At 44.5% G+C, this 12,353-nt stretch carries 12 protein-coding genes; 10 read left to right on the top strand and 2 right to left on the bottom strand.

Going from position 1 to position 12,353, the window contains the following annotated elements:
* The first annotated feature begins 44 nt into the window (after positions 1 to 44).
* The 9 genes from CHH91_RS15630 (at position 45) to CHH91_RS15590 (ending at position 9,745) form a co-directional block, all read left to right on the top strand.
* On the top strand, positions 45 to 1,109 hold the full coding sequence (locus CHH91_RS15630) for a methyl-accepting chemotaxis protein (protein WP_176465815.1): 1,065 nt from the start codon (positions 45 to 47) through the stop codon (positions 1,107 to 1,109).
* A 232-nt stretch (positions 1,110 to 1,341) separates the two neighbouring features.
* Positions 1,342 to 2,526: an MFS transporter gene (locus CHH91_RS15625; protein WP_095224368.1), complete on the top strand. Its 1,185-nt coding sequence runs from the start codon at positions 1,342 to 1,344 to the stop codon at positions 2,524 to 2,526.
* 64 nt (positions 2,527 to 2,590) lie between these two features.
* The gene (locus CHH91_RS15620; protein WP_095224367.1) at positions 2,591 to 3,151 is read left to right on the top strand and encodes a GNAT family N-acetyltransferase; all 561 of its coding nucleotides are present in this window, start codon (positions 2,591 to 2,593) and stop codon (positions 3,149 to 3,151) included.
* 363 nt (positions 3,152 to 3,514) lie between these two features.
* On the top strand, positions 3,515 to 4,540 hold the full coding sequence (qoxA, locus tag CHH91_RS15615; RefSeq protein ID WP_095224366.1) for a cytochrome aa3 quinol oxidase subunit II: 1,026 nt from the start codon (positions 3,515 to 3,517) through the stop codon (positions 4,538 to 4,540).
* Between the two features lie 20 nt (positions 4,541 to 4,560).
* The gene (gene qoxB / locus CHH91_RS15610; protein WP_095224365.1) at positions 4,561 to 6,510 is read left to right on the top strand and encodes a cytochrome aa3 quinol oxidase subunit I; all 1,950 of its coding nucleotides are present in this window, start codon (positions 4,561 to 4,563) and stop codon (positions 6,508 to 6,510) included.
* Between the two features lie 16 nt (positions 6,511 to 6,526).
* The gene (gene qoxC / locus CHH91_RS15605) at positions 6,527 to 7,138 is read left to right on the top strand and encodes a cytochrome aa3 quinol oxidase subunit III (RefSeq protein ID WP_095218366.1); all 612 of its coding nucleotides are present in this window, start codon (positions 6,527 to 6,529) and stop codon (positions 7,136 to 7,138) included.
* A gap of 1 nt (position 7,139) precedes the next feature.
* Complete coding sequence (qoxD, locus tag CHH91_RS15600) at positions 7,140 to 7,460, top strand: cytochrome aa3 quinol oxidase subunit IV (protein WP_038564835.1); 321 nt, start codon at positions 7,140 to 7,142, stop codon at positions 7,458 to 7,460.
* Positions 7,461 to 7,547: 87 nt separating this feature from the next.
* Positions 7,548 to 8,687: an acyl-CoA dehydrogenase family protein gene (locus tag CHH91_RS15595; RefSeq protein WP_095224364.1), complete on the top strand. Its 1,140-nt coding sequence runs from the start codon at positions 7,548 to 7,550 to the stop codon at positions 8,685 to 8,687.
* A 71-nt stretch (positions 8,688 to 8,758) separates the two neighbouring features.
* Positions 8,759 to 9,745, top strand: a complete 987-nt coding sequence (locus CHH91_RS15590; RefSeq protein ID WP_095224363.1) for a ketoacyl-ACP synthase III — start codon at positions 8,759 to 8,761, stop codon at positions 9,743 to 9,745.
* A 46-nt stretch (positions 9,746 to 9,791) separates the two neighbouring features.
* On the opposite strand, the gene CHH91_RS15585 is transcribed toward CHH91_RS15590, so the two are convergent.
* Positions 9,792 to 10,238 carry a DUF2512 family protein gene (locus tag CHH91_RS15585; protein WP_095224362.1) on the bottom strand — a complete coding sequence of 149 codons (447 nt, stop codon included), beginning with the start codon at positions 10,236 to 10,238 and terminating at the stop codon, positions 9,792 to 9,794.
* Positions 10,239 to 10,366: 128 nt separating this feature from the next.
* Between CHH91_RS15585 and CHH91_RS15580 the strand changes: the two genes are divergently transcribed.
* Positions 10,367 to 11,812, top strand: a complete 1,446-nt coding sequence (locus tag CHH91_RS15580) for a SulP family inorganic anion transporter (protein WP_095224361.1) — start codon at positions 10,367 to 10,369, stop codon at positions 11,810 to 11,812.
* Between the two features lie 28 nt (positions 11,813 to 11,840).
* Here CHH91_RS15580 and CHH91_RS15575 read toward each other — a convergent pair whose 3' ends face one another.
* Complete coding sequence (locus CHH91_RS15575) at positions 11,841 to 12,275, bottom strand: GtrA family protein (RefSeq protein WP_095224360.1); 435 nt, start codon at positions 12,273 to 12,275, stop codon at positions 11,841 to 11,843.
* Positions 12,276 to 12,353 lie beyond the last annotated feature (78 nt).

Here is a 12,353-nt window from a genome sequence, read left to right as displayed (position 1 = left end):
ACAAATTAGCCGATAAATAAAAAAGAGAGGAAGGGGGATTTATGATGAAAAAAAGACATGCCATTAGTGTGTTGAGTGCAGCATATCTTTATGCGATTTTGCTGTTTCTGCAAAATGAAAGGGTTTTCTTGTTTGAATGGTGGGTTAATCTAATAATCGGACTTGTTTTGGCAGGGGGAAGCTTTACTAATGTTTTGCTATCCAATAAAGAAACAGAAGAAACAGCAGCTGAAGCTGCCGCAGAGATTCCATTTCCACAGGAGACAGCAGCGACGGTTGAGCCGGATATAGAACCAGAAAGAGATTCGGCATCTGATAAGCTGGAACAGACAGGTGAAGCGCTGAATCAAATTGTAACCGCTTTAGAAGAAGTTACAATCGGTTCAGAGAATCAATCCCATGCTTCAGCTGAGTTAGCTGGAACAATGCAGAAGTTCGCTGAGAATGTCATGATGGTGGCGTTAAAAGGGGAAGAAGCCAAGCAGGTTGCTGGTGAGATGGATGCATTGACTAAAGAAGGTGCATCTCATATGGATGATTCCGTCAATCATATGGACACGATAACAAGCAAAATTACATTCTCCTATGAAAAAGTAATCGGCTTGAATGGGAAGACAGATCAAATCAGTGCATTGCTCCAGGCAATCAAGGATATTGCCGAACAGACGAACTTGCTTGCGCTGAATGCTGCCATAGAGGCGGCACGTGCAGGTGACCAGGGTCGCGGATTCGCAGTGGTGGCAGATGAAGTGCGCAAGCTTTCCGATCAAGTCCGTGTTGCTGTAACGGACATAACAGGTGTATTCCAAGCCATCCAGACAGAATCAAAGGAAGCTGTCGATGCTCTTGGTGCAGGAAAGGAAGCAGTTGTTGCCGGATCTGATAAGATCACAACGACCCAAAGCACGTTTGAACAACTGCAAGCAGAGATCACCATAACGAGCAATCAAATCGAAGCGATTTCAGCAGCTATGTATGAGGTTCTTGATAACACCCGCGGGGTAACTGACAGTATCAATAGCATCGTATCTGTCGCAGAACAGAATGCAGCAAGTATGCAGGAAGTGACTGCTATTACACAGGATATACAACAAAACTTCACGAAGTAATTCTAAAAGCGGCCAGCGGGTCGCTTTTTTTATCCAGCTTCGATTGCCCTCCTAGCTTTTAAATACTATTTACCTCTTGAAATTACCCCTCCTGCAAAGCGTTAAAACCTGTTAAATTATTTGGATGCGCTTCCTATAAATTTTTTGTTAAATGACCGGGTTATGGTTTGAATAGAGGGCTTTTCTGTTGTATCGTTAGCGGATATTATGTCAGAAAAAAGGAGGAGTTAACATGTCTCTAGCAGGCAGACAATTTAAACCTACGACAGTGATTGCCGTCTTGATGGTTTGCGCTTTTTCCATCGGAACAACGGAATATGTTGTCACTGGCGTACTTACCCATATCGCGTCGGATCTCGGTGTGACAATTGCATCAGCGGGTCTTGTTGTCAGCATGTATGCACTTGGTGTGGCAATATTCGGTCCGCTTATGACAACCTTATCTGTCAAATTGCCAAGGAAGCCGATGCTGCTTCTGTTTATGCTGATCTTCATCATCAGTAATATTATTAGCGCGACAGCACCGAATTTTACAGTGCTGCTTGTTTCGCGTGTCGCTTCCGCTTTTATGCACGGTCCATTTTTCGCGCTCGCTTTTGTCATGGCAAGTGACCTTGTGGAACCGCGTAAACGTGTTCAGGCGATTGCCGCCGTCAATGGCGGACTTACTATAGCCATCATGATCGGTGTCCCATTCGGCGCTTATCTTGGCTCACTGATAGAATGGCGTCTCGTATTCTGGCTAATTGCAGTTCTGGGAGTGTTAGGATTAATCGGGCTGCTTATTTGTGCACCGAATACAAAGCCGGCAGAAACGCCGCGTATCAAGCAGGAGCTTAGTGTATTCAAACATAAACAGGTGCTGCTGACGATAGCTATCATCATCTTTGGCTACTCAGGTGTATTTACCGCCTACACGTTCATTGAACCGCTGCTGCGGTCGGTTACTGGCTTTGGAGGCATCGGAATCATGATCAGTCTCTTCTTTTTCGGAATGGGGAGCGTAATTGGTAATTTTTCAACGCCGCGTCTAGCTGCTGGTAATGTGACTAGAACGTTAATCTATGTATTTGCAACGCTGACGGCCATTCTCCTATTATTCCCGCTGGCAACACCATATGCGGTCACTGCTGTTTTAATTATTGGCCTGTTTGGTGCCGGTGCTTTTGGAACAACCCCTTTATTGCAGTCAAAAATCGTGATGGCAGCAAAAGAGGGCCCGACAATTGCAGCAGCAGCAAGTGTGTCAGCATTCAATCTGGCGAATGCTGGCGGTGCTTATATAGGCGGACTTGTGCTGGATGCAAATCTCGGCTATACATGGCTTTCTGTTATCGGAGCCGGTATTTCTATCATTGGAATTCTATTATCCGCAATATCTTATCGAGAAGAGAAAAAGCAACCAGAAGCAGCCTGAATAGTATTGCAAGGTCCAACACCTTCCTTCATACTAGAATAAATTTCTAGGAGGGGGAGCAGCGATGAATCCAATATTAAGAGATTTCAAGACTACTATTGAGACAGAGCGTCTTATCATCAGGCAGCCTAAAATCGGTGATGGCAAAGCTATGAACGAAGCTATCAAAGCATCTCTGCCGGAGCTGCAGCTCTGGATGCCATTTGCGCAGGAACTGCCGACTCCGGAAGAAACGGAGGAAAATATCCGGCAGGCGGTCGCAAATTGGATCAATCGGACCAATCTGCGCATGCTCATTTTCCGTAAGGATACTGGAGAATTCATTGCATCCAGCGGTTTTCACGGGATAGATTGGGATGTTCCAAAAGTAGAGATCGGATATTGGATGGACACACGTCATACGGGACAGGGATTTATGACGGAAGCCGTTGAAGCTCAAACGGAGTATGCCTTTACAGAGCTTGGTGTCCGGCGGGTTCAGATACTATGCGATGAAGAAAACAGTGCAAGCTGGGCTGTTCCGGAACGGCTCGGCTATAAGCTGGAGGGGATACATTATTCTGACAGCCTGCATGTAGATGGTAAGACTGTTCGCAATACGGTGTATTACAGCAAAACCAGATAATGGCTGGTAAACCAGAAATAGTTGCAGATTTACATGAAACGTTCAAATTTTGTTCACTACTTATTCTTATTCTCTCTTTTTGCCGGTGTTAGAATGAAAAATGAACTGTTTACTTACCAGGCAAGTCTGGTCTTTTTGGCTGCTTTGTATTACACTAGTTTCTGGATTGTTGTCAGACACTGTCTATTCGACAGTGTGATTGTGTGTTTCCAGCTGAGTTTCTGCCACTCCTGCGGGAATGCGGAAGTTTCATTGTGAAATACTTATCAAAACCCTATTATAGCGGATATGGTTGTTTTCCTATGCAGAGGGAAAACAAGCGTTTTCGTGAATTCAGGTAAAGAAAGGAAGGGAAGCAGGCGCATGCTTAAAAAATTGAAACCCTTAAGTCTTCTATTGTTCCTTGCCCTGCCGCTAATGCTCGCCGGCTGTTCTACACCGGAAGTGCTTGATCCGAAAGGACCAGTGGCAAGTCAGCAGAGTGACCTTATTATTCTATCAATCATCTTTATGCTTACAATCGTTGCGGTTGTATTCGTACTTTTGACGATTATCCTTGTCAAGTACAGAGAAAGAAAGGATCACGACAAGTACAGCCCTGAACTACACGGCAGCATGCTGCTCGAGACTATCTGGACGATCATCCCGATTATCATCGTAGTAATTTTGGCTGTCCCTACTGTCAGAACGATCTATTCACTAGAGGAAGCGCCTCAGCCTAAGACGGCTGAAGCAGCGCAAGAAGACCCTCTAGTAGTACATGCAACATCCATCAACTGGAAATGGGTATTTACTTATCCAGAAGAAGACATCGAAACAGTGAACTATCTGCATATTCCGATTCACCGTCCGGTGGAATTCAAATTGACATCTGCCGATTCCATGGCTGCTCTATGGATACCAAGCCTGGGCGGTCAGAAATATAACATGGCAGGCATGCAGACAACTCTTTATCTGCAAGCAGACCACGTTGGCACGTACGATGGACGAAACGCTAACTTCACAGGTGAAGGCTTCAACGAACAACGATTCAAAGTTTACGCCGATGAAGAAGCTGATTACCAACAGTGGGTGGAAGACGTACAAAACTCCGCTCCAGAACTGACACAATACAAGTATGACAATCTTCTGATTCCTGGTGTTTATGAGGACGGAACAGCTGAATTCAATGGTACGCACTTGCAATGGATTGACCATTCAAAAAATGCGGACTACACATTGGAAGCATGGGATCGCTTAGGCTATGAGCCGAAGAATCCGCATGCGAAAGACAAATCTCAAAATCTCTTGCGTGAAGACGAAATTCCGTACTATCAGCAAGACAATACTGTAGACAACTCGGATGAAGACATGGACTCTGAAGAACATGCACATGCGGGTCATGAGTAACAGAGAGAGGGGGAAGAGTTTTGGACTTAAAATGGAATGAGTTTATCATTACCGGCGATCCATTGATTCTGGGCGCACAGATCAGCATCTTGCTCGGTGGAATCGCCGTTGTAGCTGCCCTTACTTACTTTAAAAAATGGAGTTGGCTATGGAAAGAATGGCTGACTTCCGTTGACCATAAGAAACTGGGTATCATGTATATCCTTAGTGCCCTATTAATGCTTTTCCGCGGCGGTATCGATGGTTTGATGATCCGTACGCAGCTTGCGAAGCCAGGGATGGAATTCCTGGATCCGCAGCATTATAACGAGGTATTCTCGACACACGGTGTTATCATGATCCTTTTCATGGCAATGCCATTCTTGATCGGTTTGATCAACTATATTGTACCGTTGCAAATCGGTGCACGTGACGTTGCATTCCCGTACTTGAACAACTTGAGCTTCTGGACATTCTTTGTCGGTATGGCTCTATTCAATATTTCCTTCATCATCGGTGGTTCACCTGATGCCGGTTGGACTGGTTATACGCCGCTTGCGACGAATGAATTCAGCCCAGGCCCTGGTCAGAACTACTACTTGCTAGCAATCCAGATTGCTGGTATCGGTACATTGATGACAGGTATCAACTTCTTCGTTACCATCCTTAAGATGCGTACGAAAGGTATGACACTAATGAAAATGTCCATGTTCACTTGGACATCATTGATCACAATGCTGATCATCATCTTTGCATTCCCAGTGCTTACAGTTGCATTGGCTATGCAGACATTTGACCGTTTATTCGGTTCCGTACTCTTCACCTTGCAAGGTGATGGTAACCCAATGCTTTGGGTCAACCTATTCTGGGTATGGGGTCACCCTGAGGTATATATCGTTATTCTTCCTGCGTTCGGGATCTTCTCTGAGATCATCTCGACATTTGCAAGAAAACAGCTATTCGCATACAAAGCGATGGTTGTGTCCATTGTGACGATTTCTGTATTGAGCTTCCTTGTATGGGTTCACCACTTCTTCACAATGGGTAATAGTGCTGAAGCGAATAGTTTCTTCTCTATTACAACAATGGCTATCTCTATCCCGACCGGGGTTAAGATATTCAACTGGTTATTCACGATGTATCGAGGGCGTATTACCTTTACGACTCCGATGCTTTGGTCCCTTGCTTTCATCCCGAACTTCGTTATCGGTGGGGTTACAGGGGTAATGCTTGCGATGGCAGCAGCTGACTATCAGTATCACAATACGTACTTCCTAGTATCTCACTTCCACTATGTGCTGATCTCGGGTACTGTATTTGCTTGTTTCGCAGGTTTGATTTATTGGTATCCGAAAATGTTCGGTCATAAATTGAACGAAAAAATCGGTAAATGGGCATTCTGGATTTTCGTTATCGGCTTCAACGTATGTTTCTTCCCTCAGTATTTCTTAGGGTTGGACGGCATGCCAAGACGTATTTCCACTTATTTGCCAGAAGATGGCTGGACAGGATTGAACATGATCTCCACTATCGGAGCATTCATGATGGGTCTTGCATTCATCATCTTCGTATACAATATCTACTATAGCTGGAGATATTCACCAAGAGAGAAAACTGGTGATGCTTGGGGTCTTGGACGTAACTTGGAATGGGCAACAACTTCGTCTATTCCACCGCATTACAACTTCGCTGTTCTTCCTGAAGTGACAGGTCTTGATCCTTACTGGGATATGAAGGAAAAAGGTCTTGATCAACAGAAGATCACGGATTATAAACCGATTCACATGCCTAGCAACTCTTCTATACCGGCAATCATGTCAGTATTGATGGGTATGGCAGCCTTCGGACTTGTATTCCAATGGTACTGGGTTGGAATCGTAGGTGCTGTCGGTATCTTCATCACAATGATTATACGTTCATTCGATTACAATGATGGTTACTATGTCAGCGTGGAAGAAATAAAAGAAACAGAAGCGAAAGCGAATAAATAAAGGAGGTTGTGAAGAAATGGCACATGATCACAATGTGAACCCCAACGCGCCATTGGAATACCAATCAGAAGCCGGCCGGTTAAACATCACCGGTTTCTGGACCTTCCTTGGTGCAGAGATCGCTTTGTTCTCAACACTATTCGCGTCTTATTTCGCGTTACAATCACGTGTAGGCGACGGACCAACATCCATCGAGATGTTCGAAGCTGGCCTAGTCATGATTATGACAATGCTGCTTCTTACAAGTAGCTTCACTTGCGGACTCGCGATTCACGAAATGCGTGCGAACAATGTAAAAGGTGTTATTGGCTGGATGATCATTACACTTATCCTAGGTGCAGGGTTTATCGGCTATGAGCTATACGAATTCGTACATTATGTACACGAAGGTGTTACACTAGGAACTAGTGCACACTGGTCTATGTTCTTTATCCTGCTTGGTACACACGGTCTGCACGTATCGATCGGTATCGGCTGGATCATTCTTCTTCTGATCCAACTAGCAAGAAGAGGACTTACACCAAAAACGGCATCAAAGGTCTTTATCTCTAGTCTCTATTGGCACTTCTTAGATGTTGTGTGGATCTTTATCTTCACATGCGTTTACTTGATGGGGATGGTGAATTAATATGAGTCAACAAACGAAAAAAGGACATTTCCCTTGGAAGCACATCATCGGATTTTTGATCTCAATCGCGTTGACACTTGTAGCCTTCGCAACAGCGCTATGGACAGACTGGTCATCAACAACGATCTTCATCATTATTTTGATTTTCGCTGTGATTCAGGCTGCCTTGCAGCTCGTTATGTTCATGCACATGACTGAAGGAGAAGACGGCGGTTTGATTTCCGGGAATACGCTTTTCGGATTCTTCATCGCTATCGTTATCATCGTCGGCACATACTGGCTGATGACTTCCGGTCACATGCACATGGGTATGAGTATGTAACACATAAAACCCGCTCTCTTGAGCGGGTTTTTTTGTATTCTTTTTTTCTTTTCACTAAAATAGAGGAGATAAAAGAGGAGGTTCGGCATGATTATTGCAAAGGAAGAACATATTCTTACTAAAGCGAAGCAAGTAGCAGAGGTGGCCAAGAAATACAAACAGATTGGTGATGAACAGGCACAGCTGGCGCCACAAGTGGTGGAGGCCTTGCGGACGTCAGCGTATACACTGCTGACTGTACCTAAAGCTCAAGGAGGAGACGGAGCAAATCTGCATGATTTCTTAATGGCTCAGGAGATAGTTGCCGCCGGCGATGGAGCAGCTGCCCTATCCATAGGGTGGCACTTGAGTACCATGCAGGACTTATGCGAAAATGCAGATTGGCCAAAGGGTATGTTCGAAAAGTTTCTGGAAGAAGTTGTGCAGGAGCGTAAAATTGTCAATCGCGCAGCATCTGAACCGAAAACAGGAAGTCCCACAAGAGGGGGGATGCCTGAAACGAAAGCTGTGCGGGAAGGTAATGATTATATACTAACTGGCCGCAAGACATTCACATCCATGGCAGCTGACCTGGATTACTATTTAGTGACTGCTTATGTAGAAGAAGATAAGACGATCGGAAGCTTTTTAATTGCCAGGGAAATAAACGGGGTGCGTGTCGAAAAGACTTGGAACCCGATGGGAATGCGTGCAACTGGCAGTGATGATCTAATTCTTGAAGAAGTAAGAGTCCCAGTAGATTGCTATGTAGAAAAGACCCGGAAGAAAGCCGGACCGAAGGGATCATTACTGCATATTCCAGCGTGTTACTTAGGTATTGCCAAAAGTGCACGTGATGAAGCTGTTTCATTTGCTAAAACGTTTCAGCCAAACACATTGGATAAACCGATTATCAGTGTGCCTCATATCCGGGAGAAGATAGGTGAAATGGACTTGGAGCTAATGCAAGCAAGACATTTTATGTATCATGTTGCCAGCTTGTGGGATAGCTATCCTGAGAAGCGGCAAATGATGGGACCAGAGCTTGCAGCAGTTAAAGTGAATGCAACAAAAGCTGCAGCTAAAGTAGTCGACTTGGCAATGCGGATTGCTGGCGGCCGAGGGCTCTCCAAGACGCAAGCTTTTGAGCAGCATTACCGGGACGTGCGTGCCGGCTTGCATAACCCGCCGATGGACGATGCTGTTTTAGAGCTGTTAGCTTCCCATGCCGAGAAAAAAGGTAATTAAATTTCTCTTTTTAGTACCAGGTATTAAAACTAGATGGTATAATGGAGGCAGATGTGAAGGAGGCAGATAATATGGAATCCAAAGCACGCATAACAGCAATTGGAACATATATCCCGGAAAAGGTATTGACCAATGCAGATTTTGAAAAAATGGTCGATACATCCGATGAATGGATTGTACAGCGAACTGGAATCAAAGAAAGAAGAATCGCTGCTGAAGATGAGTATGTAACAGATCTATGTGAAAATGCTGCAAGAAACCTTGCAAAGAACTTCAACAAGTCATTGGATGATGTGGACTTGATTCTGGTAGCTACGGTTACAGGTGAATACAAATTCCCTAGTGTATCCAGTCAGCTGCAAGCAAGACTTGGATTGAAAAACACAGGTGCACTCGATTTGGGAGGCGCATGTGCAGGCTTTGTTTACGGGCTGCATATGGCAAACGGATTGGTTTCATCTGGTTTGCATAAGAAAGTACTTGTTTTGGGCGGAGAAACTTTGTCCAAAATCACCGACTATACGGATCGTACGAGCTGTATTCTATTTGGTGACGGTGCAGGTGCTGCATTAGTCGAGTATGATGCAGAAAATCCGGGCTTCTTTGGTTTCCATATGGGAACTAAAGGTGAAGGCGGACGTCATCTTTACCAAACTGGTCTGTCCACAAAACTGAACGGTGAAGAGCTTACTAACCCAGGGAAGTTGGTTCAAAACGGACGCGAAGTTTACAAATGGGCCGTTTCCGGTGTGCCAAAGGGCGTTAAGAAACTAGTTGAAGAAGCAAATATGTCACTCGATGATATAGATTGGTTCATCCCGCATAGCGCCAATATGCGAATGGTAGAATCTATCTGTGATCGTTTGGATTATCCAGTCGAAAAAACACTGACAAGCATGGCATATGCAGGTAATACATCTTCTGCGACAATTCCGCTTGCATTTGATTTCGCTTTACAGGAAAACAAAGTCAAAGATGGCGATACAATGCTGCTATACGGATTCGGCGGCGGTCTAACCGAATGCGGTATCATCATCAAATGGGATCCAAAAGCATAAGAAAAACCCGTGGAGTTATCTCCACGGGTTTTCTTATGCATTGGCTTCAGGAATCCTTATGAGGACCTCTTATCGGCAGATCCCCAGCAATTTTTGCACGAAACTGATCCAGGAAAATGACATTATAATATTGATCTTTGCCATTTCGAATCACATATTTCCGTACGTAAGCATGCAAAAACGTCCCGTCCAACCATGCAAGAATCAAGCTTGCTGGTATCGCGCTTACCAATGGATGTACAGGACCATCAGTCGCTAGGACAATAAGCATCCAGCTGACAATGGTGAAGAATATACAATCAAGCCATCCTGTTGTCTTATTTGCTTTGCTGGGCAGTAATAGCATGTCGATCAAATAGCCTATTACAGTGAGGATCATCGTAAGCTGGAATACCTTGGTAAAGGATAATTGATAGATTAAACCTGCGAAAAGATAAAGGATCGCGAAGGCGAATATCCCTTTCAGAAGTATGGCTTTGACATGTTTCATCATTGTTCACCTGCTGCTTTTTTTATACAATATGTCCAGTTTTGATTACTGGTATACACTGCTGCAACAGTTCTAGAGAATATGGTATAATAACCTGCTGTATTGTTAAGAGATAGGAGTTTATGTCGTACATGATTACAACTATAAAAGAAGCGTGGCTTTCTAATGTACCGAAGGATGTATTATCAGGAGTTTTAGTAGCCTTAGCACTTATACCGGAAGCGATTGCTTTTTCTATTATTGCAGGCGTTGATCCGATGGTCGGATTATATGCTTCCTTCTGTATTGCCGTTGTCATCGCGTTTGCAGGCGGACGGCCAGCGATGATATCTGCTGCCACTGGTGCGATGGCACTGGTAATGGGAAGTCTTGTCGCTGATCATGGGTTGCAGTATCTCTTCGCTACAACCATATTGACCGGAGTGATTCAAATTTTCTTCGGTATCTTTAAAGTAGCGAGGTTGATGATATTTATTCCAAGACCAGTCATGATTGGTTTCGTCAACAGTTTGGCAATATTGATTTTCATCGCGCAGCTCGTTCATTTCGAGGGCGAGTCATGGCAAATCTACGCTTTCGTGGCTGGTGCACTAGTGATTATTTATGTGCTGCCGCGTTTTGTGAAAGCTATCCCATCTCCGCTTGTTGCGATTGTCGTTATGACCATAATTGCAGCGCTAACGCATAGTTCGACAAAAACAGTCGGTGATATGGGTGAGCTGAAGCAGGCACTGCCTTCCTTCTTCATACCGGATGTTCCGTTCAATATGGAAACACTGCAAATCATTTTTCCATATGCTATTGCTTTAGCCATCGTTGGTCTGATGGAGACATTTCTGACGGCACAGTTGCTGGATGACTATACAGATACAAACAGTAATAAAAATCGTGAAGCGCGCGGCCAGGGGATTGCCAATATTGCTGCCGGATTTTTCGGTGGGATGGCTGGCTGTGCCATGATCGGACAATCTGTCATCAATGTTAAAGCTGGCGGACGGACCCGTCTGTCTACCTTTATTGCTGGTGCGTTTCTAATGCTGCTTATAATCGTCTTCAACGATGTTTTGGTCCAAATCCCGATGGGAGCACTTGTTGCGGTCATGTTCATGGTGAGTATCGGAACGTTTGACTGGTCATCGGTGCGCAACCTGCATCGGATGCCTCTGACGGATGCTGCAGTCATGATTGTGACAGTTGCAGCTGTGCTGTGGACGCACAACCTGTCTGTCGGTGTCATTATCGGAGTACTGATGAGCGCAGTGTTCTTTGCAGCCAAGATATCAAAAGTGGATGTCAAAGGCACGAAGCAAGAAGGACAGAAAGTCTATATGGTCAAAGGACAGCTGTTCTTCGTTTCGGTAACCGACTTTCTAGCTTCATTTGATCCGAAACGGGAGGATACGCAGCAAATCATCTTGGATTTTCAGGAAGCGAGATTGTGGGATGATTCAGCAGTAGGAGCATTGGACAAGCTAGTGCTGAAATATAGGGAATATGGCATTCAGGTGGATGTCCGTAATCTCGACCATGCTAGTCAAGCACTCGTCGATCGACGTGCGGCTTATATCCAGGCATGAAAATAGGCGTATACCGCATGGTGTACGCCTATTTTTTTCTCTTGAACACAATGTATTTCATGAATAGGAAGCTGCTGGCCGAAGAGAGGAACATGGCTGCTCCTTTGGCTATATTATTATCAATATATGCCGGGAAGGATACAAACGTAATTGCTCGGAGGACAGCTAGACCCGCGATGAAAACAAGATTGCTGATCACTAATGCAACTAAAGCTTGCGCAAAGAACAGACTTTTCTCTGCTTTGCTTGATTTTTTCTGCTTGCGGAACGTAAACCTCGTATTCCAATAATAACTGTTCCAAATACATACTAAATAACTGATGGTATTGAAAAGCAGCAGCAGGAGATTATTCTTCGTCGGCCAGATAAGTAGTAATATATTGAGTACGACTAGGTCAACTGCTGCGTTAAGAACGCCAATAGACGTAAATTGCAGGATTTGTGTGCGGGTCCTTTTTAACATGATTTATCACAGCCTTCAGGTAACATAGTTCGATCTTAACATCATTCCCTTATTTCCTTCCTTTTTAACGTTTCAATC

The organism is Virgibacillus sp. 7505 (assembly GCF_002272135.1).
GTDB lineage: Bacteria > Bacillota > Bacilli > Bacillales > Amphibacillaceae > Terribacillus.
Note: the sequence above shows the minus strand (reverse complement) of the source record. Positions and strands in the feature narration are given on the sequence as shown.

What these genes read in the sequence shown, in the direction of transcription:
- CHH91_RS15630 (WP_176465815.1), top strand. Translation starts at nt 45, where the DNA reads ATGAAAAAAAGACATGCCATTAGTGTGTTGAGTGCAGCATATCTTTAT.
- CHH91_RS15625 (WP_095224368.1), top strand. Translation starts at nt 1,342, where the DNA reads ATGTCTCTAGCAGGCAGACAATTTAAACCTACGACAGTGATTGCCGTC.
- CHH91_RS15620 (WP_095224367.1), top strand. Translation starts at nt 2,591, where the DNA reads ATGAATCCAATATTAAGAGATTTCAAGACTACTATTGAGACAGAGCGT.
- qoxA (WP_095224366.1), top strand. Translation starts at nt 3,515, where the DNA reads ATGCTTAAAAAATTGAAACCCTTAAGTCTTCTATTGTTCCTTGCCCTG.
- qoxC (WP_095218366.1), top strand. Translation starts at nt 6,527, where the DNA reads ATGGCACATGATCACAATGTGAACCCCAACGCGCCATTGGAATACCAA.
- qoxD (WP_038564835.1), top strand. Translation starts at nt 7,140, where the DNA reads ATGAGTCAACAAACGAAAAAAGGACATTTCCCTTGGAAGCACATCATC.
- CHH91_RS15595 (WP_095224364.1), top strand. Translation starts at nt 7,548, where the DNA reads ATGATTATTGCAAAGGAAGAACATATTCTTACTAAAGCGAAGCAAGTA.
- CHH91_RS15590 (WP_095224363.1), top strand. Translation starts at nt 8,759, where the DNA reads ATGGAATCCAAAGCACGCATAACAGCAATTGGAACATATATCCCGGAA.
- CHH91_RS15585 (WP_095224362.1), bottom strand. Translation starts at nt 10,238, where the DNA reads ATGATGAAACATGTCAAAGCCATACTTCTGAAAGGGATATTCGCCTTC.
- CHH91_RS15580 (WP_095224361.1), top strand. Translation starts at nt 10,367, where the DNA reads ATGATTACAACTATAAAAGAAGCGTGGCTTTCTAATGTACCGAAGGAT.
- CHH91_RS15575 (WP_095224360.1), bottom strand. Translation starts at nt 12,275, where the DNA reads ATGTTAAAAAGGACCCGCACACAAATCCTGCAATTTACGTCTATTGGC.